This is a genomic window from Solicola agrisoli (genome assembly GCF_049059935.1).
Lineage (GTDB): Bacteria > Actinomycetota > Actinomycetes > Propionibacteriales > Nocardioidaceae > JAURVT01.
This window is the reverse complement of record NZ_JBMGQR010000004.1, coordinates 47,796-67,415: the sequence shown is the minus strand read 5'-3', so window position 1 is coordinate 67,415 and position 19,620 is coordinate 47,796. Positions and strand designations below refer to the sequence as shown.

Here is a 19,620-nt window from a genome sequence, read left to right as displayed (position 1 = left end):
TCCACATGCGCGTGCTGAACGACCCCGACGAGGTGTCGGCCGCAGCCGGCGAGGAGCTGGGCCTGAGCGCCTGGCTCGAGGTCACGCAGGACCGGATCGACGCGTTCGCCGACGCGACCGGCGACCACCAGTGGATCCACGTCGACCCCGAGAAGGCCGCCAAGGGCCCCTTCGGCGCGACGATCGCGCACGGCTACCTGACGCTGTCGCTCATCCCGTACCTCGGCGCGCAGGTGTTCGCCTTCGCGGGCGAGGGCGCCAAGATCAACTACGGCGCCAACAAGGTGCGCTTCCCCTCCCCGGTCCCCGTCGGCTCCCGGGTGCGCTCGCGCGTCAAGGTCCTCGAGGTCACCGACATCGAGAAGGGCCAGCAGGTCGTCCTGCAGCACACCATCGAGATCGAGGGCGGCAAGCGTCCTGCCTGCGTCGCCGAGACGGTCGTGCTGCTGCTCGCGGAGTGACGCGGGGGTGCTGGCTTGCAGCGCGGCTGGTGCTCGGGGTGCTCGCGCGACGAAGGGCGCACCTATGGGCGGGGCGGCGGCGGGTCCCGCCTTCAGCCGTCCACGGGTCTCGTGGGGTGAGACGGCGGGGGTGCCGACCATGGCAAACGGTCGCGGACCATGGCGAATTCACCGTGGTTCGCACCTGTTTGCCATGGTCGGTGTGACGGCTGGGGCTGCTGAGACCCGGACGTCCACCCACCGAGACGTCCACCCGGCCGCAGCGACCCGCCCGCGCCCACCCGTCGCTCGGTGCCTGTCGGTGAGCACCCCGGCGGCGCCGCACGCACCGGTCCTCACCCGACGGGTCGCGGCCAGGACGAAGGGCGCACCTACGGGCGGAGTGGTGGGTGGTCGCTGTCGGCGGCCGGGCTCGGGTCTCGGCGGGTGAGACGGCCGGGCTGCCGACCATGGCAAACAGTCGCGGACCATGGTGAATTCACCGTGGTCCGCACCTTTCTGCCATGGTCGGTGTGACGGCTGGGGCTGCTGAGACCCGGTCGTCCACCCACCGAGACGTCCACCCGGCCGCGGCGACCCGCCCGCGCCCACCCGTCGCTCGGTGCCTGCCGGTGAGCACCCCGGCGGCGCCGCACCCGTGACCCGTCGACGGAGCCCGTCGGTAGGGTGGCGCCCATGGTGACGACGGCGCAGATCGAGGCAGCGCCGAAGGTGCTGCTCCACGACCACCTCGACGGCGGGCTGCGTCCGTCGACGATCCTGGAGCTGGCCCGCGAGGCGGGCCACGAGCTTCCGGCGGACGACGCCGAGGCGCTGGGGCAGTGGTTCGCGACGGCCGCCAACTCGGGCTCGCTGGAGCGCTACCTCGAGACGTTCGGCCACACCGTCGCCGTCATGCAGACCCACGAGCACCTGGCGCGCGTCGCGCAGGAGGCCGTGGAGGACCTCGCGGCCGACGGGGTCGTGTACGCCGAGATGCGCTGGGCGCCCGAGCAGCACCTGGAGAAGGGGCTGTCGCTGGACGGCGCCATCGACGCGGTCACCGAGGGCGTCGAGACGGGCATGCGCAACGCCGAGGCGGCCGGACGTCCGATCGTCGCGCGTCAGCTGCTCACGGCCATGCGTCACGCGGCGCGGTCGCTCGAGATCGCCGAGCTGGCCGTCGAGCGGCGCGACGCCGGCGTGGTCGGGTTCGACATCGCCGGCGCGGAGGCCGGCTTCCCTCCCACCCGTCACCTCGACGCGTTCGAGTACGTGCACCGCGCCAACGCGCACTTCACGATCCACGCGGGCGAGGCGTTCGGCCTGCCGTCGATCTGGCAGGCGCTGCAGTGGTGCGGCGCCGACCGCCTCGGCCACGGCGTGCGGATCATCGACGACGTCGACCTCGCCGACCCCGAGCACCCCGTGCTCGGACGGCTCGCCAACTACGTGCGCGACCGCCGCGTGCCGCTCGAGCTGTGCCCGTCGTCCAACGTGCAGACGGGCGCGGTCGCGTCGATCGCCGAGCACCCCATCGGCGTGCTCAAGGACCTGCGCTTCCGCGTCACCGTCAACACCGACAACCGGCTGATGAGCGGCACCTCGATGAGCCGCGAGATGGGGCTGCTCGTCGACGCGTTCGGGTACGACCTCGACGACCTGCGCTGGTTCACCATCAACGCGATGAAGAGCGCGTTCCTGCACTACGACGCCCGCCTCGCCCTGATCGAGGACGTCGTCAAGCCGGGCTACGACGCGCTCGCCTGATCACTCCCCGGCGTACGCCCGCTCCAGCTCGGCGACGTCGATGCGCGTCATCTGGAGCATCGCCTGCATGGCGCGCTGCGCGCCGGCGGGATCGTCGCCGCCCAGCATGCGGGCCATCGCCTCGGGGTCGTAGACCTGCCACGACACGCCGAACTTGTCGGTGAGCCAGCCGCACTGGCCGTGCGAGCCGCCCTCGGCGAGCGCGAACCAGTAGTGGTCGAGCTCCTCCTGGCCGCGGCACGGCACCTGGAACGAGATCGACTCGTCGAAGGTGAACTGGTCGCCGCCGTTGAGCGCGGTGAAGCGCATCCCGGCGACCTCGAAGTCCACCGTCATGACCATGCCGGCCTCGCGCATCGATCCCTCGGTGTAGTGCGTGGTGCCGGTGGTCTTCCCGTCGAAGACGGTGCAGTAGAAGGCCGCAGCCTCCTCGGCCTGGGTGTCGAACCACAGGCAGGTCCTCAAAGTGTCCATGCGGGGTAGACCGGCGCCGGACGGCGGACTCATCGGGTGGGCGCCGACGACCGTCCGAGCAGGGCCTCGGCCCGGCGCGGCGACATCGGACGGCAGCCGTGCGCGACGGCGTCGGCGACGACGTGCGGCTCGTCGCGCATCAGGCGCCACCCGCGCCGCAGCAGCACCCACGGGGGCTTGCGGTGCTCCGACAGGTCGCGCGCGAAGCGCAGGGCGAACGTGACGACGCGGTGGTGGCGCACGCACACGGCGTCGGCCAGGACGCCGCGCGCCCGGCACTCGGCCACCACCAGCGGCGCGAACAGCCCCTCGGCGACGAACCGGTCGTGCCCGCCGAGCTCGACCACCTGCGTCGCGACGGCGGCGTTGGCGGCGATGTCGTAGACGGGCGCCTCGACGCGTCCGGTGCGGCCGAGCTCCTCGATCGCGTCGCACGCGGCGTCGACGTCCCACGACCCCGCGTCGTCCCAGTCGACGATGCCGAGGGTGGAGCGGGGGAGGTCGGGGTCGTCGCCGTCGCGGTAGAAGTCGTCGAGCCGCAGCACGGGCAGCTCGAGCCGCTGGGCCAGCCGGGACTTGCCGGACCCCGACGGCCCGGCCAGGACGATCACCTGAGCCACGGGCGTCAGGGTCCGGTGACCAGGAACGGACGGATGGCCTGGCGCGCGCGGTGCACGCGCGACTTCACCGTGCCCACCGGGATGTCGACCTGACGCGCGATCTCGGCGTAGTCGAGCTCGCCGACGTCGCGGAGCACGAGCGCCTCGACGAGCTCGGGCTGCTCCACCTCGAGCGTCTCCAGCGCCTCGAGGAGGTCGACCCGGCTGCCGGCGATGACGCTGGTCGTGCGCGGGTCGACCGCGGCGGGCAGCTCGTCGGTGGGACGCTCGGCGAAGCGCCGCTTCAGGGTCCGGTAGGTCTGGCGCGACGCGTTGGCGGCGACGGTGTGCGTCCAGGTGGTGATGCTGCTGCGCCCCTCGAACGAGCCGATCTTGCGGGCCACCGTCATCAGCACGTCCTGGCAGGCCTCCTCGGCGTCCTCGCGGTAGGGCAGCATGCGCTGGCACACCCGCATCACGCGGGGCTGCAGCCCGGCGAGCAGCAGCTCGAGGGCTGCGGTGTCGCCGTCGCGAGCGCGCGCGGCCAGGTCGTCGAGGTCGTCCGCGTCGTCTCCCATGGTGCCTGCAGCATAATGTCCGCTATGGCTCTCGCGTCTCGGCTCGGTCGCCTGACGCGCGTCCGGCGCCTGGGAGCCGGGGGGTTCGCCACGGTCTGGCTCTACCGCGACCCCGAGCTCGACTCCGACGTGGCGGTCAAGGCCCTCGCCGACAACTGGGCCGACCGCGGCGACGTCCGCGAGCGCTTCCTCACCGAGGCCCGGCTGCTGCGGCGTGCCGACTCCGACCACGTCGTGCGGGTGCACGACGTCGGCGAGAGCGACGGCACCCCGTACTTCGTCATGACGTACGCCGACGGCGGCACGGTCGCCGACCTGGTGGGCGAGCCGTGCGACCCCGTCGAGGTGGCCGACCTCGTGCGCCAGGCCGGTGCCGGCCTCGAGCGGCTGCACGCGCTCGGGGTGGTGCACCGCGACGTCAAGCCGCAGAACCTGCTGCTCACCTCCGGCCCGGACGGGTCGCGGCGGCTGATGGTCGCCGACCTCGGCGTCGCCAAGGCGCTGCTCCACGGCTCGGGCATCACGCAGGTCGTCGGCACGCCGGCGTACATGGCGCCCGAGCAGGCCGACCCGGTCGGGGGAGTGGACGTGCGGGCCGACGTCCACGCGCTCGGCGCGGTGGCCCACACCCTGCTCACCGGCCGCACCATCCGCGACGAGCGCGACGGCGCCCCCGTGACCGACGCGGTCCGGGCCGTGCTCGACCGGGCGATCGACCCCGACCGCGAGCGCCGCTGGCCCGACGTGCGCAGCTTCGTCGACGCGTTCACCCGCGCGGTCGGCGTGACGCCCGACGACGAGCGCACCGTCCTCGCCGAGGCGCCGGTGGCGCGCCGCAGCCGCACCCCGGTGGTCCTCGTGGGCGCCGCGGTGACCGTCTTCCTGCTGCTGGCCGCGGCCGTGGGCGGCTCGGCGCTCGTCGGGGAGGACGGCCCGTCGAGCGATCCCTCGCCCAACGGGCAGAGCGTGTCCGACCCGCTGCTGGGCTCGCCGGCCATGGACATCGGCAGCGACTGGGACCGCGACCCGACGACGCGCACGCACACCGACTACCACCGCAACGACGGCGTCCGGCTCAGCCTCGACGTCGCCCGGGTCGACCTTCCGCCCGAGGTGGTCGCCCGGCTCGCGGCGCGGCGCTCGTCGAGCCTGACGGGCTACCGGCAGCTGCGTGTCAGCACCCTGCCCGCCAGCGTGCGCGGCGACTGGCAGTCGGGCTGGCAGGTGCAGTACCTGTGGCGCGACGCCGACGACGAGGTGGTCGAGGGCTGGACCTGGTTCCTCGGCAACGCCACCACCACCGTCGGGTACGTCGGCATCCGGTCCGACGAGGGCACCTCCGACCGGTTCCGGACGACCCTGGGGGACGCCCGCGAGCAGGTGCTGGACGTCCGCCCGTCGGTCCCCAAGACCACCGACGAGCCGGCCCCCGACCTCGACACCGCGCAGATCGACGAGGGCGTCGACGCCTGGGCGGACTCCACCCGGCTGCGGGGCCTGACCTGCTCGGCGCTCGACGACCCCACCGCGGTCGTCGTCGCCCCGGTCCCGCGCCGCTGGCGCTTCGAGGCCGGCACCGTCGCGCCGTGCTCGGCGAGCGCGCAGGACGGTCGACGGATCGTCCTCGAGCCCGCGCCCGAGGGCGAGGGCTTCACCCGCGGCCCGGTCGACGTCGGGGGCGAGACCTACGACCGCGTGGTGAGGACCCAGAGCGGCTGGAAGGTCACCTACACCGCTCCCGAGGGCGACCTCGACCGCCGCACGGTCGAGGCCATCCGGGACGGCTTCGAGGGCCGGCCCTCCTAGACCCCGATCGGGTGCCAGACCGTCTTGGTCTCGACGAACGTGGTCATCCGGGTGAGCCCGGGGGTGAGCGTCCAGTCCTCGGCGGACGGGCGGAGCACCCGCTTGAGGCCCTCGGCGGCGTCCTGCTCCAGGGCCGTGGCGGCGTCGCCGGCGCCCGTGAGGTCGAGGGCGTCGACGTCGCGGTGGGTGGCCAGCCACGGGCCGACCTCGGCGACGTCGCCGGTGAGCACGTTGACCACGCCACCGGGGAGGTCGGACGTGGCCAGCACCTCCGACAGCGTGATCGCGGGCAGCGGCCGCTCGTACGACGAGACGACGACGGCGGTGTTGCCCGTGACGATCACCGGCGCGACGACGCTGACCAGGCCGAGCAGCGAGGAGTCCTGCGGCGCGGCGACCGCCACGACGCCGGTCGGCTCGGGCGTCGAGAGGTTGAAGAACGGCCCGCTGACGGGGTTGGCGTTGCCGACCACCTGGGCGAGCTTGTCGGCCCAGCCGGCGTACCAGACCCAGCGGTCGACGGCGGCGTCGACGACGCGTCCGGCCTGCGCGCGCGTCAGCCCCTCGGTGGCGGCGACCTCGGACGCGAGCTGCTCGCGGCGTCCCTCGAGCATCTCGGCGACGCGGTAGAGGATCTGCCCGCGGTTGTAGGGCGTGCGCGTCGACCAGCCGCCGAACGCCTTGCGGGCGGCGACGACGGCGTCGCGGCCGTCCTTGCGCGAGGCCTTCGACGCGTTGGCCAGGAACGCGCCCTTGGCGTCGAGCGCTTCGTAGGTGCGTCCGGACTCGCTGCGAGGGAACGCGCCCCCGACGTAGAGCTTGTAGGTCTTGCGGACGTCGACCCGGCTCATCGGGTGCCTCCCTGCAGGTACGCGGCCAGCCCGTGCTTTCCGCCCTCGCGGCCGTAGCCGGACTCGGAGTAGCCGCCGAACGGCGACGCGGGGTCGAACTTGTTGAACGTGTTGGCCCAGACGACGCCCGCGCGCAGGCGGTTGGCCATCGCGAGGATCCGCGAGCCCTTGTCGGTCCAGACGCCGGCCGAGAGGCCGTACGGCGTGTTGTTGGCCTTGGCGACGGCCTCGTCGGGCGTGCGGAACGTCAGCACCGACAGCACCGGGCCGAAGATCTCCTCGCGGGCGATCCGGTGGGCCTGGGAGACGCCGGTGAAGATCGTCGGCGCGTACCAGAACCCGTCGGACGGCAGCTCGCACGGCGGGGACCAGCGCTCGGCGCCCTCGGCGTCGCCCGTCGCGGCCAGCTCGGTGATGCGGGCCAGCTGCTCGGCGGAGTTGATCGCGCCGACGTCGGTGTTCTTGTCGAGCGGGTCGCCGACGCGCAGCGTGGCCATCCGGGCCTTGAGCTTGCCGATCACCTCGTCGTAGACGTTCTCCTGGACGAGCAGCCGGGACCCGGCGCAGCAGACGTGGCCCTGGTTGAAGAAGATGCCCGACACGATGCCCTCGACCGCCTGGTCGAGCGGTGCGTCGTCGAAGACGATGTTGGCGGCCTTGCCGCCGAGCTCGAGCGTGAGGCGCTTGTCGGTGCCGGCCACGGCGCGGGCGATCTGGCGACCGACGGGCGTGGAGCCGGTGAAGGCGACCTTGTCGACGCCGTCGTGCTCGACGAGCGCCTGACCGGTGGCGCCGGCGCCGGTGACGATGTTGACGACGCCCGGAGGCAGGTCGGCCTGCTGGCAGATCTCGGCGAACAACAGCGCCGTCAGGGGAGTGGTCTCGGCCGGCTTGAGCACGACGGTGTTGCCCGCGGCGAGCGCCGGGGCGACCTTCCAGGCCAGCATCATCAGCGGGAAGTTCCACGGGATGACCTGGGCCGCGACGCCGAGCGAGCGCGGGTCGGGGCCGAGGCCGGCGTGGTCGAGCTTGTCGGCCCAGCCCGCGTAGTAGAAGAACCACTGCGAGACGAGCGGGACGTCGACGTCGCGCGACTCGCGGATCGGCTTGCCGTTGTCGAGGGTCTCGAGCACGGCGAGCTCGCGGGAGCGCTCGGCGATGATCCGGGCGATCCGGTACAGGTACTTGGCGCGCTCGGAGCCGGGCATCCGCGACCAGACGCGCGAGTGCGCCCGGCGGGCGGCGGCGACGGCGCGGTCGACGTCGGCGGCGCTCGCCTCGGTGACCTCGGCGAGCACCTCCTCGGTGGCCGGGCTGATCGTCTTGAACATCGGGCCGTCGCCGTCGGTGAACTCACCGTCGACGAACAGGCCGTACGACGACCGCAGGTCGACGACGCCGCGGGACTCCGGGGCGGGTGCGTACTCGAAAACACTCATGGCGCAGCCTTCAGTCGATCGTGACGTGGTCGGGGCCGGAGTAGTGCCCGGTGGTCAGCTTCTGGCGCTGCATCAGCAGGTCGTTGAGCAGGCTGGAGGCGCCGAAGCGGAACCAGTCGGGGTCGAGCCAGTCGGGCCCGGCCACCTCGTTGACGACCACCAGGTACTTGATCGCGTCCTTGCTGGTGCGGATGCCGCCGGCGGGCTTGACGCCGACCTGGCGGCCGTGGGTCTCGCGGAAGTCGCGGACGGCCTGCAGCATCAGCAGCGTGACGGGCAGCGTCGCGGCGGGCTGGACCTTGCCGGTGGAGGTCTTGATGAAGTCGCCGCCGGCCAGCATCGCGAGCCAGGACGCGCGGCGGACGTTGTCGTACGTCGCCAGCTCGCCGGTCTCGAGGATCACCTTGAGGTGGGCGTGGCTGCCGTCGGGACGCCCGCACGCCTCCTTGACCGCGACGATCTCGTCGTGGACGCGGTCGAGGTCGCCGGCCAGGAACGCGCCCCGGTCGATGACCATGTCGATCTCGTCGGCACCGGCCGCGACGGCGTCGCGCGTGTCGGCGAGCTTGATCTCGAGGCTGGAGCGGCCGGACGGGAACGCCGTCGCCACACTCGCGACGTTGACGGGTGCGTCGCCGAGCGCGTCCTTGGCGATCTTGACCATGTCGGGGTAGACGCAGACCGCCGCCGTGGACGGGCACGACGGGTCCGACGGGTCGGGGCGCACGGCCTTGGCGGCCAGCGAGCGGACCTTGCCGGGCGTGTCGGCGCCCTCGAGCGTCGTCAGGTCGACCATGCGGATCGCCAGGTCGATGGCGTACGCCTTGGACGCCGCCTTGATCGACCGGGTCGACAACGCGGCCGCCCGTCCCTCCAGGCCGACCTGGTCGACGCCGGGCAGGCCCTCCAGCACTCGTCGCAGCTCGCTCATCGCAGCACCCGTCTCGCCGTCGTGGTCACCTGGGGAGTGTAGGAGGATGGGGACATGGCGGACCACCAGCCTCCCGAGGTGCTCGAGCGGTTCACGCCGACGGCGGGCCGCTGGGTCGGCGTCGTCGGCCTGGTCGTGCTGGCCCTGATCGCCGCTGCGGTCGTCTCGGCGGGCCTCGACCGCGCCACCGTGCTCGTGCTCGCGGTGGTCGCCCTGCTGGCCGTCCTCACCTACGCCGCGCTGGTGCGGCCCACCGTGCACGCCCGCCGCGACCACCTGCTCATCCGCAACGCCTGGACGTCGGTCCGCATCCCGTGGCGCGCCGTCACCGACGTCGACGTCCGCCAGACCCTGCAGGTCAGCGCCGGCGACAAGACCCACCACGCCATCGCGATCGGCAAGAGCGCCCGCAAGATCCTCCGCGGCAACCAGCCGGGGGCCGCCGGCCCGGGCGGCGCGTTCGGGTCGTCGTCCTCGCGCGAGTTCGCCACCCGTCCCACCCTCGAGGGCTCGGAGGTGGTGGGCACCGACTACGCCGACTACGTCGTCCTCAAGGTCCAGACCTACGCATCGACCCACCGCTCGACCCCCGAGCCCCTGCACGAGGCCGGCCCCCACGACGCCGTCGTCCGCACCGTCCACTGGCCCCTCGTCGTGGCCCCCGTCGCCCTGCTCGTCGCCGTGGTGGTCGTCGCGCTGCTGGGGTGAGGTGCCGGCCCGGGGTCGGGGCGGCGAGGAAGCGGACCGAAGAATCGGCGTATGGCCTCCCCACACGGCCATACGCAGATTCTCGCGTCGAGCAGAGCAGGCCCGCCCTTCACCCACCCACGAGCAGCGCCAGGTCACCCCGGATCGCGTCGAGACGGCCGGCGGCGGCGATGCGCAGGGCGTCGACGGCGTCGGGGGCGTCGTCGGTGACGTCGAGCACCACCTCGAGGTAGGCCTTGAGCTTGGGCTCGGTGCCCGACGGGCGGACGACGACGCGAGCGTGCTCGGCGAGGCGGATGCGCAGGCCGTCGGTGGGCGGCAGGCCGTCACCGCCGCGGGCGAGGTCGTCGACGCCGACGACGTCGAGGCCTCCGAGCGCGCGCGGAGGGTCGGCGCGCAGCCGGGCCATCGCGTCGGCGATGAGCGACAGGTCGTCGACGCGCACCGACAGCTGGCTGGTGGCGTGCAGGCCGTGCTCGCGGGCGAGGTCGTCCAGGCGGTCGGCGAGGGAGCGGCCCTCGGCCTTGAGCTCGGCGGCGAGCTGCAGGACGCGGGCCATCGCGGAGATGCCGTCCTTGTCGCGGGCGATCGTGGGTGCGACCGCGTAGCCGAGCGCCTCCTCGTAGCCGAACGCGAGGCCGTCGGCGCGCGCGATCCACTTGAAGCCGGTGAGGGTCTGGGCGTGGCGCTGGCCGTGGGCGGCGGCCAGGCGCCCGAGCAGCGACGACGACACGATCGAGCAGGCGTACGTGCCCTCGACGCCTCGGCGCAGCAGCAGGTCGGCGAGCAGCACGCCGGTCTCGTCGCCGGTGAGCATCCGCCAGCCCTGGCCGGTCGGCACACCGACGGCGCAGCGGTCGGCGTCGGGGTCGTTGGCGACGACGACGTCGGCACCGACCTGCTCGGCGAGCGCGAGCGCCAGGTCCATCGCGCCCGGCTCCTCGGGGTTGGGGAACGCGACGGTCGGGAAGTCGGGGTCGGGCTCGCGCTGCTCGGCCACCACGTGCAGCGGCGAGAAGCCCGACGCGGCGACCACCGCGTCGACGACGTCGGCGCCCACCCCGTGCATCGGGGTGTAGGCGACGACGAGGTCGCGCGGGCCGTCGTCGGGCACCGCGGCCACCGCGGCGACGTACGCCCGCTCGACCGAGTCGTCCAGGTGCGCGTAGTCGTCGCTGCGCAGGAGGGCGTCCACGCGCCCGACGGCGTCGATCTGTGCCGCGATGGCGGCGTCGGCGGGCGGGACGATCTGGATGCCGTCGCCGAGGTAGACCTTGTAGCCGTTGTCCTGGGGCGGGTTGTGGGACGCGGTGACCATGACGCCCGCCGACGTGCCCAGGTGCCCGATCGCGAACGCGAGCACGGGCGTGGGCAGTGCGCGGGGCAGCAGGTGGGCCCGGACGCCGAGCGCCGCCATGATCTCGGCGGTGTCGCGAGCGAACCGCTCGGAGTTGTGCCGCGCGTCGTGCCCGATGACCACCGACGGGTCGCTCTCCTGCTCCAGCAGGTACGCGGCCAGGCCGGCGGCCGCGCGCGCCACGACGACGCGGTTCATGCCCTGCGGCCCGGCGCGCAGGGGGCCGCGCAGGCCGGCGGTGCCGAACGTCAGGGTGCCGTCGAACCGCTCGGCCAGCTCGGCGCGCGCCTCGTCCGACCCGTCCTCGACGAGGCGGGTGAGCTCGCCGCGGGTCAGCGGGTCGGGGTCCTGCGCCACCCAGTCGCGGGCCTGCTGGACGAGGTCGGTCATCACGCCTCCTGGACGGGGTCGAACGCCGGGCGCTCGTGCTCGGACGTCGCGAACGGGCCGCCGACGTAGGCCGCCTCCGCGTCGTCGGCGGCACGGGCGGGCAGGTCGCCCGCCCAGCCGGCGGCGTCGTCCTGCGGGTCGTAGCCGATGGCCCGGCCGGCCGAGAGGTCCCACCACCGGTCGGTGTTGGCCGAGATGCCCCACACCTGGACGAAGCCGGGCGACGGCGCGGTGAGCGAGGCGTGCACCATCCGCACGCAGTCGTGCGGCGACAGCCAGGTGGCGAGGTTGCGTCGCGTCTCGGGCTGCGGCAGGAAGCTGCCGATCCGGCACGACACGGCGTCGAGGCCGTGCCGGTCGACGTAGAGCCGCATGACGGCCTCGGCGGCCACCTTGCTGACGCCGTAGAACGTGTCGGGGCGCGGCTCGGCGTCGGCGGGCACCAGGTCGGTGCGCGGCGTGCGCCCGACGGCGTGGTTGCTGCCCGCGTAGACGAACCGGCCGACGCCGTGGCGCACCATCGCGTCGAGCAGGTGGCCGGTGGTGTGGACGTGCGACTCCAGGCTGGCGGTCAGTGACCCCTCGTCGGGGTTGCCCGCGAGGTGAACCACGGCGTCGACGCCCGCGACGGCGGCGTCCACCACGGCCGCGTCGAGGCAGTCGCCCACCGTCCAGCCGAGCGAGAACGCCGGTGCGAGCTCGGGGGCGTCGACGACGTCGAGCGCGCGCAGCTCGTGGCCCAGCGCGGGCAGGCCCTGCGCGAGGGTGCGGCCGATGGACCCGGCCGCGCCGGTGACGAGGACGCGCATCAGAGGCGGGGGAGGACGTCGGCGAGCAGGGCGCCCATGCGCGAGGCGGACGCGCGTCCGGCCTCGAGCACCTCGGCGTGGTCGAGCGGCTCGCCGCTGATGCCCGCGGCGAGGTTGGTGACCAGCGAGATGCCGAGCACCTCCAGGCCGGCCTCGCGGGCGGCGATGGCCTCGAGCGTGGTGGACATGCCCACCAGGTCGCCGCCGATGGCGCGCACCATCGCGATCTCGGCGGGCGTCTCGTAGTGCGGCCCGCGGAACTGCACGTAGACGCCCTCGGCCAGGCCGGGGTCGACGGTGCGGCACAGGTCGCGCAGCCGCTGGGAGTACAGGTCGGTGAGGTCGATGAACGTCGCCCCGACGAGCGGCGAGGTCGCGGTGAGGTTGACGTGGTCGGAGATCAACACCGGCGTGCCGGGCGACCAGGACGGGTCGAGCCCGCCGCAGCCGTTGGTGAGGACGATCGCGCGGCAGCCCGCCGCAGCGGCGGTGCGCACGCCGTGGACGACGGGGCCGACGCCGCGTCCCTCGTACAGGTGGGTGCGTCCGAGGAACACCAGCACTCGCAGGCCGCCGATGCGCACCGAGCGCACGGTGCCCCCGTGGCCGGCGACGGCCGGGGCGCTGAAGCCGGGGAGGTCGGCCAGGGCCACCTCGTGCTCGGCCTCGCCGAGCACGTCGGCGGCGGGCAGCCAGCCCGAGCCCATCACCAGGGCGACGTCGTGGTCACCGCCCCCGGTGAGCTCGCGGAGCCGCGCGGCGGCCTCCTGGGCGAGGGCGTGCGGGTCGGTGGTCAGGGTGTCGTCGCTCACCCCAGCACCCTAAGGCGCGGCTCAGCCCGCCTGGCAGGGACGCTCGCGCAGGGCGAGCACGTACTCGTCGGGGGCGCCGGCGGCCTCGGCCGCGTCGGAGATCATCGCGAGCGTGCGCGCCGACGGCAGCCCGCCCTCGTAGGCGTCGAGCACGTACGTCCAGGCGACGGCCGGCCCGTCGAGGGTGTCGACGCGGACGTGCAGCTTGTCGTGCAGGCCCAGGCTGATGCCCTCGGACTCGTCGAGGGCCTGCTCGTCCAGCGGGGAGATGTCGTAGAGCGCGACGAAGACCTGGTCGTCCGGCGACTGCACGAGCATTGGCAGCGCGCCGTCCCAGTGCTGGTCCTCGCCGCCGAAGGTGAGGCGCCAGCCCGTCAGCCAGCCCACGTCGGCGACGGGGGAGTGCGGGCACCGCTCGACCATGCGGCCCGGATCGAGGTTGGACGCCCACGCGGCGTAGAGGGGCACGGTCCGCAGCCTATCTGCTGCTCGCCCCGTCGGGGCCGTGCGCGATGATGGATCCCGTGACTCACGTGGCGATCGTCGGCGGAGGACCCGGTGGATACGAGGCTGCCCTGGTGGCGGCGCAGCTGGGCGGGCAGGTGAGCGTGGTCGACCGCGACGGTCTCGGCGGCTCGACGGTGCTCACCGACTGCGTGCCGAGCAAGACGCTGATCGCCACCTCCGACCTGATGACCGAGGTCGAGGGCGCCTCCGAGCTTGGGCTGCGGTCGTCGTCCGCGGTGAGCACCGACCTGCTCGCGGTCAACTCCCGCGTCAAGCGGCTCGCGCTCGCGCAGTCCGACGACATCACCCGCCGCCTCGACCGCGAGGAGATCCGCGTCGTCCGCGGCACCGCCCGCCTCGAGGGCGGCGGCGTCGTCACCGTGTCGTCAGACGCCGGCGAGGAGCGCATCTCGGCCGACGTCGTGCTGGTCGCCACCGGCGCCCACCCCCGCGTCGTGCCCACCGCCGTCCCCGACGGCGAGCGCATCCTTAACTGGGAGCAGGTCTACGACCTCGACGAGCTGCCGAGCCACCTGGTCGTCGTGGGCTCGGGCGTCACCGGTGCCGAGTTCGCCGGCGCCTACCACTCCCTGGGCAGCGAGGTCACCCTCGTCTCCAGCCGCGACCGCGTGCTCCCCGGCGAGGACTCCGACGCCGCCGAGGTGCTCGAGGAGGTCTTCAAGCGGCGCGGCATGAACGTCCTGTCCCGCTCGCGGATGGCCTCGGTCGAGCGCAAGGGCGACGGGGTGCTCGTCACCCTCACCGACGGGCGCACGGTCGAGGGCAGCCACTGCCTGCTGGCGCTCGGGTCCATCCCGAACTCCGAGGGCCTCGGCCTGGACGCCGCCGGCGTCGAGACCGGCGACGGCGGTTTCGTCAACGTCGACAAGGTCTCGCGCACCTCGGCCCCCGGCGTCTACGCCGCGGGCGACTGCACCGGCGTGCTCATGCTCGCGTCGGTCGCAGCGATGCAGGGACGCATCGCGATGGCGCACGCGCTGGGCGACGCCGTCCGTCCGCTCGACCTGCGCCAGGTGGTGAGCAACGTGTTCACCGCCCCCGAGATCGCCACCGTCGGCTACGGGCAGAAGGCCGTCGACGACGGCGAGATCGACGCCGAGTGCGTCATGCTCCCGCTCAGCGGCAACCCGCGCGCCAAGATGGACGGCGTGCGCGACGGCTTCGTCAAGCTGTTCGCCCGCTCGGGCTCGGGCATCGTCGTCGGTGGCGTGGTCGTGGCGCCCCGCGCCAGCGAGCTGGTGCACGCCCTGTCGCTGGCCGTGTCCTGCTCGCTCACCGTCGATCAGGTCGCCCAGGCGTTCACCGTCTACCCGTCGATGACGGGCTCGGTGGCCGAGGCCGCGCGACGCCTGCACAAGCGCACCTGACGCCCGCTCACCCCTCGCCCCCCGCGTGCCCGAACGGCATTCGGGGGGCTTTGTCGTGCCCATTTCCGGGCATTTCCACGGCCTTTGAATAACACCTCTGTAATTACGCTCATGGAATTTACCTAATTTGGCGTATCGGTAGCGCGACCCGAATTACGGTGCGCATAATCGTGCAGTCGAGTCACAGAATTCTCATCCGTCACACGAGTCACAGGACGTCCCCCACATGTCTTCACTCCTCGTCCGGCTGGCCGGCGCCTCGGTGCTCGCCCCGGTGCTCGCCCTCGCCGGAACCGTCCCGGTCGGTGCCCTGACCGCGAGCGACGCCGGTGACGCCCCCGACGTGTCCGCCGCGGCCGAGCCGACCGCGACGGCGCTCACCGTTCCCGACGTCGCTCCGCAGGCCCAGACCCGGGTCGCGGGCGGCGAGGAGGTCGTGGCCTCGCTCGAGCGGACCGCCACCGACACCTTCCAGATGGTGGGCATCACCTGGAAGCCCGGCGCGGACGACGCGTCGCTGACGGCCGAGGTGCGCACCCGCAAGAACGGCACCTGGAGCGCGTGGCAGCAGCTCGACCTCTCCGAGCCCGACCCGTCCGACGCCGGCGCCCTCGCGGGCACCGACCCGATGTGGGTCGGTGACGCGGACGGCGTCGCGGCGCGCGTGCTGTCGGCCGACGGCACCTCGCCCGAGGACGTCAAGGTCGCCGTCGTCGACTCGCCCGAGCAGCCCGAGGACGCCGCGATCACCGCGCAGGCCTCGGACGTCTCGCTCGACTCCTCGGCGACCCAGGTCAGCGGCGCCTCCTTCGGCACGGCGCTGCGCAGCGCCGCGGTCGCGCAGCCCGCGATCGTGCTCCGCTCGAGCTGGCAGCCCACCACCACCTACCAGTCCTCGTGCAGCTCGCCGACCACCGCGACCACGCAGTCCGGCGCGCTGCTCCACCACACCGCCGGCGCCAACACCTACACGCAGGCGCAGTCGCCGGCGTACGTCCGAGCCGCGCACCTGTACCACACCAAGACGCAGAAGTGGTGCGACATCGGGTACAACTTCCTGGTCGACAAGTACGGCACCATCTACGAGGGCCGCCGCGGCGGCATCACCAAGATGGTCCGTGGCGCGCACTCGGGCACCACCAACGCCAACAAGTACATGGTCGGCATCTCGATGATGGGCAACTACGACACCGCCGCCCTCACCGCGCCCCTCAAGACCTCCGTCGCGAACCTGATCGCCTGGCGCCTGAGCATCTTCGGCACCCCGGCCACCGGCACGATGGCGATGGACGGCCGCACGATCAACCGCATCTCCGGCCACCGTGACGTCAAGGCCACCGCCTGCCCGGGCCGCTACGGCTACGCCTGGCTGAACGACACCAGCGCCAACGGCCTGCGTCAGATGGTCACCGCACGCATGGCCGGGGGCGGTGCGGTCACGCCGCCGGCTGCCGCGCCGAGGCTGAGCCCGACGATCCAGACCACCTACAACCGCTACAGGGCGCAGCTCGGGTCGGCGACGTCGTCGACCAGGAACGCCAAGGGCGGCTACACCTACGCCAACTTCAGCAACGGCCGCGTGTACGCCAAGGGCTCGGCCGGCTACGCGATCTGGGGCGCGATCGACAAGGGCCACCGCGCCGCCAAGGGAACCTCGGGCGTGATGGGCGTGCCGACCAGCAGCGTCAAGGCCACCAAGGTCGGGGGCGTGTGGTTCGCCTCGTTCGCCCAGGGCCGCATCTACTCCCGCGGGGCCACGTCCTACCTGAGCTACGGCAAGGTCGACAAGAAGCACCGCGCGCTCAAGGGAGTCTCCGGACGCCTCGGCGCACCGACCCGCAGCATCTACCGGACCGGCAAGGGCAACTACAAGGCCACGTACACCGGCGGCTCGATCAGCTACAACCCCAAGACCAACACGTACTCGGTGAAGTACCGATGAGGCGCCTGGGTCTCGGCGTCGCGGTCCTGGCCGTCGCGTCCTCCGCGCTCGTCGTCTCGGGCCCCGCGCAGGCCGACCAGGCGGTGCCGGTCGCGAACGGCAAGGTCGCGCTGACGGGGCTGGGCTACGGCCACGGCCACGGCATGTCGCAGTACGGAGCCAACGGCGCCGCCGCCAAGGGTCTGACCTACGCGCAGATCCTGGCCTACTACTACCCGGGGACGGCGCTGGGCTCGGTCGGCACCACGCTGCGCGTGCTCGTCACCGCCGACACCGGCAAGGACACCGCCGTGCTGCCCGCGCGCAACCTGCGGGTCCGCGACACCGCCGACGGCAAGACGTTCGTGCTGCCGGCCTGGACCTCGGTGAGCCGCTGGCGGATCGTGCCGCACCAGGGCTCCTCGGTGTCCAAGGTGCAGTACCTGAGTGGCGGGAAGTGGCGTCGCTGGACGATCCCCGGCCGGACCAACTTGAAGGGCCAGGGCGAGTTCAAGGCCTCGGTCCCGACGCGCCTGGTGCTCCCCAACGGGACGACCCGGCAGTACCGCGGGTGGCTGCGCAACGCCAAGACACCCTCGGGCGGCGGCACGCGCGGCACCCTCAACGTGATCAGCCTGGAGAAGTACGTGCAGGGCGTCGTCGCGTCCGAGATGCCGTCGTCGTGGCGACCCGCCGCGCTGCAGGCCCAGTCGGTCGCGGCGCGCACCTACGCCGTCACGCTGCAGCGCTCGCGCAGCAAGCAGTGGTACCACCTCTGCGACACCACGGCCTGCCAGGTGTACGGCGGCTACAGCAAGGAGGCGGCGACCACCAACGACGCGATCAAGGCCACGCGTGGTCGCATCGTCACCTACCGCGGCGCCTCGGCCTTCACGCAGTTCTCGTCGTCGTCCGGCGGCTTCATGGCCAAGGGCAGCGTGCCGTACCTGGCGGCCAAGGCCGACGAGTACGACCCCGCCACCGCCTGGAAGTCGTCCATCACGGTCTCGCGCGTGGCCTCGGCCTACCCCTCCATCGGCACGCTGCGCAGCGTGCAGGTGGTGGCGCGGGACGGCAACGGCCGCTGGGGCGGCCGCGTCAGGACGCTGCGTCTGCACGGCTCGAAGAAGTCGATGAACATCAGTGGCGACAAGGCCCGCTCGGTGTTCGGCCTCCGCTCCACCTGGTTCACCGCCGGCTAGAGCACCCGGTCCTCTCGACGCCGTCGACGGGCACCGGCAGCGTGCCGCGCGCCCGTCGCTCGCCGAGCAGCACCTCGACGAGCGCCTGCATCGCCTGGGGTCCCTGGCCGTAGGTGGCCAGCTTCGACGTCGCCGTGCTCGTGCCCAGCTGGTACGGGGTGTCGGTGCTGACGACGACGTCCGCGCTGGTGGCGGCGTCGGCGCGTCCGAGCAGTGCGACGGTGGTGCCGCCGGGGGCGACCGTGAGGCCGGCCGCCTTCGCGGCGGTCGTGAACGCGTCGGTCAGGACCTTCTGGCCGGTCACCGTGACCGTGTCGCCCACGAGGCGTCCGCGGCAGGGGCCGGCGACCGAGGTGAGCGCGGCACGCGAGAGGTCGAGCGACTCCTTGGTGTGCGTGCCGATCTGGTTCCGCGGCTGCTTCTGGTTCTTCTCGTGGATCAGCAGCGCGACCATCCGGGTGGCGCCGGCGCGCACCTGCTTCTCGTCCAGGGTGCCGTCGCGCAGGGCTGCGTCGATCGCGGCGATGGCGGCGTCGGTGTCGGCGGGCATCAGCGCGACGTCGGTGCCGGCCTGCAGGGTCTTGACGACGGCCTCGGCGGCGCCGTACTTCTCGACGATCGCTCCCATCTCGAGCGCGTCGGTGACGATCACGCCCTCGAACCCGAGCCGCTCGCGCAGCTCGCCGGTGATCACCGGACGCGACAGCGAGGCGGGCGTGCCGTCGTCGAGCTGTGGCACGTCGATGTGACCGATCATCACCATCGGCGCGCCGGCCTTGATGCCCGCCTCGAACGGCTTGTAGTCCTTGGCGCGCAGTTCCTCGAGGGTGCCGCCGTAGCGGGGCAGCCCGAGGTGGCTGTCGACGGTGAGGCTGCCGTGGCCCGGGAAGTGCTTGATCGACGAGAGCACGCCGCCGTCCTCGTAGCCCTTCAGCGCGGCGGTGACCATCTGCGAGACGACGCCCGCGTCGCTGCCGGCCGAGCGGCTGCCGATCACCGGGTCGGCCGGACCGGCGGTCACGTCGGCGTCGGGCGCGAACGCCACGTTGAAGCCCGCGTCGCGCACCTCGCGTGCCGACGCCTTCGCGGCGGCCCGCGTCAGGTGCCGCTGGCGGGCGGCGCCATTGCTCATGAACGACGGGAACAGCGTCATGGGCGCCCCGAGCCGCGCGACGCGTCCGCCCTCCTGGTCGACCGCGAGCCACAGCGGGTAGGGGCGGTCGTTGGTGGCCTGCAGGCCCTCGTTGACGCCCTTGATCGCCTCGACCGAGGCGATGTTGTCGGCGAACATCGTCACGCCGCCGAGGTGCCGGTCCTCGATGAACTTCTGCGGCGAGGCCGGACCGGCGTACCGGGCCACGACCACCTGGCCGGCGAGCTCGGACAGCGTCAGGTCGGCGACGTATCTCCTGGCCTCGCGCACCTCCTTCTGCGTCGGGCCCCACGAGGTCGCACGGTCGTGGTGACGGCCGTGCGAGGGGTCGGCGGACGTCGGTGCGGCGGCGGCGAGCCCCCCGGCGAGGAGGCAGGCGGAGAGGGCGGCGGTGGCGGTTCGGGTCAGGCGGCGCATGGGCCCCACCTACCCCGTGCCCGGTGACCCGAAACGCGATGTTTGGGATTGGTCTAGACCGGGCACCT

Annotated in this window: 18 protein-coding genes; 7 read left to right on the top strand and 11 right to left on the bottom strand. The window is 73.1% G+C overall.

Annotation, left to right across the window (positions count from 1 at the left end; translation table 11 throughout):
* Nucleotides 1-5: 5 nt before the first annotated feature.
* Together ACI6PP_RS02890 and ACI6PP_RS02885 are read left to right on the top strand one after the other, a co-directional pair.
* Nucleotides 6-461 carry a MaoC family dehydratase gene (locus ACI6PP_RS02890; RefSeq protein WP_421108921.1) on the top strand — a complete coding sequence of 152 codons (456 nt, stop codon included), beginning with the start codon at nt 6-8 and terminating at the stop codon, nt 459-461.
* Nucleotides 462-1,136: 675 nt separating this feature from the next.
* Nucleotides 1,137-2,210: an adenosine deaminase gene (locus tag ACI6PP_RS02885; RefSeq protein WP_421108920.1), complete on the top strand. Its 1,074-nt coding sequence runs from the start codon at nt 1,137-1,139 to the stop codon at nt 2,208-2,210.
* Here ACI6PP_RS02885 and ACI6PP_RS02880 read toward each other — a convergent pair whose 3' ends face one another.
* From ACI6PP_RS02880 to ACI6PP_RS02870, 3 genes are read right to left on the bottom strand one after another with little or no spacing between them, the layout of a single operon-like run.
* Nucleotides 2,211-2,684, bottom strand: a complete 474-nt coding sequence (locus ACI6PP_RS02880) for a VOC family protein (RefSeq protein WP_421108918.1) — start codon at nt 2,682-2,684, stop codon at nt 2,211-2,213.
* 29 nt (nt 2,685-2,713) lie between these two features.
* Nucleotides 2,714-3,304, bottom strand: a complete 591-nt coding sequence (locus tag ACI6PP_RS02875) for an ATP-binding protein (RefSeq protein WP_421108916.1) — start codon at nt 3,302-3,304, stop codon at nt 2,714-2,716.
* Nucleotides 3,305-3,309: 5 nt separating this feature from the next.
* On the bottom strand, nt 3,310-3,861 hold the full coding sequence (locus ACI6PP_RS02870) for an RNA polymerase sigma factor (protein ID WP_421108914.1): 552 nt from the start codon (nt 3,859-3,861) through the stop codon (nt 3,310-3,312).
* Between the two features lie 24 nt (nt 3,862-3,885).
* Here ACI6PP_RS02870 and ACI6PP_RS02865 point away from each other — a divergent pair, with 24 nt between their 5' ends.
* Complete coding sequence (locus ACI6PP_RS02865) at nt 3,886-5,667, top strand: serine/threonine-protein kinase (RefSeq protein ID WP_421108912.1); 1,782 nt, start codon at nt 3,886-3,888, stop codon at nt 5,665-5,667.
* Here the strand turns inward: ACI6PP_RS02865 and ACI6PP_RS02860 are convergent.
* From ACI6PP_RS02860 to deoC, 3 genes are read right to left on the bottom strand one after another with little or no spacing between them, the layout of a single operon-like run.
* Nucleotides 5,664-6,518: an aldehyde dehydrogenase family protein gene (locus tag ACI6PP_RS02860; RefSeq protein WP_421108911.1), complete on the bottom strand. Its 855-nt coding sequence runs from the start codon at nt 6,516-6,518 to the stop codon at nt 5,664-5,666. The genes ACI6PP_RS02865 and ACI6PP_RS02860 overlap by 4 nt on opposite strands.
* The gene (locus ACI6PP_RS02855) at nt 6,515-7,957 is read right to left on the bottom strand and encodes an aldehyde dehydrogenase family protein (protein WP_421108909.1); all 1,443 of its coding nucleotides are present in this window, start codon (nt 7,955-7,957) and stop codon (nt 6,515-6,517) included. Before ACI6PP_RS02855 ends, ACI6PP_RS02860 begins: the two co-directional genes overlap by 4 nt.
* Nucleotides 7,958-7,967: 10 nt before the next feature.
* The gene (gene deoC, locus ACI6PP_RS02850; RefSeq protein ID WP_421108907.1) at nt 7,968-8,888 is read right to left on the bottom strand and encodes a deoxyribose-phosphate aldolase; all 921 of its coding nucleotides are present in this window, start codon (nt 8,886-8,888) and stop codon (nt 7,968-7,970) included.
* Nucleotides 8,889-8,942: 54 nt separating this feature from the next.
* Here deoC and ACI6PP_RS02845 point away from each other — a divergent pair, with 54 nt between their 5' ends.
* Entirely contained in the window at nt 8,943-9,596 is a 654-nt protein-coding gene (locus tag ACI6PP_RS02845; protein ID WP_421108905.1) for a hypothetical protein, read from the top strand.
* Between the two features lie 109 nt (nt 9,597-9,705).
* Here ACI6PP_RS02845 and ACI6PP_RS02840 read toward each other — a convergent pair whose 3' ends face one another.
* Genes ACI6PP_RS02840 through ACI6PP_RS02825 form a run of 4 tightly spaced genes read right to left on the bottom strand, consistent with a single transcriptional unit; the run spans nt 9,706 to nt 13,432 of the window.
* Entirely contained in the window at nt 9,706-11,343 is a 1,638-nt protein-coding gene (locus ACI6PP_RS02840) for a phospho-sugar mutase (protein ID WP_421108903.1), read from the bottom strand.
* Nucleotides 11,343-12,152 (bottom strand): NAD-dependent epimerase/dehydratase family protein, encoded by an 810-nt coding sequence (locus tag ACI6PP_RS02835; RefSeq protein WP_421108901.1) that lies wholly within the window; start codon nt 12,150-12,152, stop codon nt 11,343-11,345. Before ACI6PP_RS02835 ends, ACI6PP_RS02840 begins: the two co-directional genes overlap by 1 nt.
* A complete protein-coding gene (locus ACI6PP_RS02830) occupies nt 12,152-12,964 on the bottom strand; it encodes a purine-nucleoside phosphorylase (protein WP_421108899.1) in 813 nt (270 codons plus the stop codon). The genes ACI6PP_RS02835 and ACI6PP_RS02830 overlap by 1 nt, the downstream gene beginning before the upstream one ends.
* Before the next feature lie 21 nt (nt 12,965-12,985).
* Nucleotides 12,986-13,432: a gamma-glutamylcyclotransferase gene (locus tag ACI6PP_RS02825; protein ID WP_421108898.1), complete on the bottom strand. Its 447-nt coding sequence runs from the start codon at nt 13,430-13,432 to the stop codon at nt 12,986-12,988.
* A 47-nt stretch (nt 13,433-13,479) separates the two neighbouring features.
* Between ACI6PP_RS02825 and ACI6PP_RS02820 the strand changes: the two genes are divergently transcribed.
* The 3 genes from ACI6PP_RS02820 to ACI6PP_RS02810 all read left to right on the top strand — a co-directional run bounded on the left by ACI6PP_RS02820 (nt 13,480) and on the right by ACI6PP_RS02810 (nt 17,982).
* Nucleotides 13,480-14,859, top strand: coding sequence for an NAD(P)H-quinone dehydrogenase (locus ACI6PP_RS02820; RefSeq protein ID WP_421108896.1), 1,380 nt, complete (start codon nt 13,480-13,482; stop codon nt 14,857-14,859).
* Nucleotides 14,860-15,085: 226 nt separating this feature from the next.
* The gene (locus ACI6PP_RS02815; protein ID WP_421108894.1) at nt 15,086-16,801 is read left to right on the top strand and encodes an N-acetylmuramoyl-L-alanine amidase; all 1,716 of its coding nucleotides are present in this window, start codon (nt 15,086-15,088) and stop codon (nt 16,799-16,801) included.
* Nucleotides 16,798-17,982, top strand: coding sequence for a SpoIID/LytB domain-containing protein (locus ACI6PP_RS02810; protein WP_421108892.1), 1,185 nt, complete (start codon nt 16,798-16,800; stop codon nt 17,980-17,982). The genes ACI6PP_RS02815 and ACI6PP_RS02810 overlap by 4 nt, the downstream gene beginning before the upstream one ends.
* Here the strand turns inward: ACI6PP_RS02810 and ACI6PP_RS02805 are convergent.
* The gene (locus ACI6PP_RS02805; RefSeq protein WP_421108890.1) at nt 17,969-19,552 is read right to left on the bottom strand and encodes a glycoside hydrolase family 3 protein; all 1,584 of its coding nucleotides are present in this window, start codon (nt 19,550-19,552) and stop codon (nt 17,969-17,971) included. The genes ACI6PP_RS02810 and ACI6PP_RS02805 overlap by 14 nt on opposite strands.
* Nucleotides 19,553-19,620: the final 68 nt, after the last annotated feature.

What these genes read in the sequence shown, in the direction of transcription:
- ACI6PP_RS02810 (WP_421108892.1), top strand. Translation starts at nt 16,798, where the DNA reads ATGAGGCGCCTGGGTCTCGGCGTCGCGGTCCTGGCCGTCGCGTCCTCC.
- ACI6PP_RS02815 (WP_421108894.1), top strand. Translation starts at nt 15,086, where the DNA reads ATGTCTTCACTCCTCGTCCGGCTGGCCGGCGCCTCGGTGCTCGCCCCG.
- ACI6PP_RS02880 (WP_421108918.1), bottom strand. Translation starts at nt 2,684, where the DNA reads ATGGACACTTTGAGGACCTGCCTGTGGTTCGACACCCAGGCCGAGGAG.
- ACI6PP_RS02890 (WP_421108921.1), top strand. Translation starts at nt 6, where the DNA reads ATGCGCGTGCTGAACGACCCCGACGAGGTGTCGGCCGCAGCCGGCGAG.
- ACI6PP_RS02805 (WP_421108890.1), bottom strand. Translation starts at nt 19,552, where the DNA reads ATGCGCCGCCTGACCCGAACCGCCACCGCCGCCCTCTCCGCCTGCCTC.
- ACI6PP_RS02860 (WP_421108911.1), bottom strand. Translation starts at nt 6,518, where the DNA reads ATGAGCCGGGTCGACGTCCGCAAGACCTACAAGCTCTACGTCGGGGGC.
- ACI6PP_RS02885 (WP_421108920.1), top strand. Translation starts at nt 1,137, where the DNA reads ATGGTGACGACGGCGCAGATCGAGGCAGCGCCGAAGGTGCTGCTCCAC.
- ACI6PP_RS02820 (WP_421108896.1), top strand. Translation starts at nt 13,480, where the DNA reads ATGGATCCCGTGACTCACGTGGCGATCGTCGGCGGAGGACCCGGTGGA.
- deoC (WP_421108907.1), bottom strand. Translation starts at nt 8,888, where the DNA reads ATGAGCGAGCTGCGACGAGTGCTGGAGGGCCTGCCCGGCGTCGACCAG.
- ACI6PP_RS02855 (WP_421108909.1), bottom strand. Translation starts at nt 7,957, where the DNA reads ATGAGTGTTTTCGAGTACGCACCCGCCCCGGAGTCCCGCGGCGTCGTC.
- ACI6PP_RS02835 (WP_421108901.1), bottom strand. Translation starts at nt 12,152, where the DNA reads ATGCGCGTCCTCGTCACCGGCGCGGCCGGGTCCATCGGCCGCACCCTC.
- ACI6PP_RS02845 (WP_421108905.1), top strand. Translation starts at nt 8,943, where the DNA reads ATGGCGGACCACCAGCCTCCCGAGGTGCTCGAGCGGTTCACGCCGACG.
- ACI6PP_RS02870 (WP_421108914.1), bottom strand. Translation starts at nt 3,861, where the DNA reads ATGGGAGACGACGCGGACGACCTCGACGACCTGGCCGCGCGCGCTCGC.
- ACI6PP_RS02840 (WP_421108903.1), bottom strand. Translation starts at nt 11,343, where the DNA reads ATGACCGACCTCGTCCAGCAGGCCCGCGACTGGGTGGCGCAGGACCCC.
- ACI6PP_RS02865 (WP_421108912.1), top strand. Translation starts at nt 3,886, where the DNA reads ATGGCTCTCGCGTCTCGGCTCGGTCGCCTGACGCGCGTCCGGCGCCTG.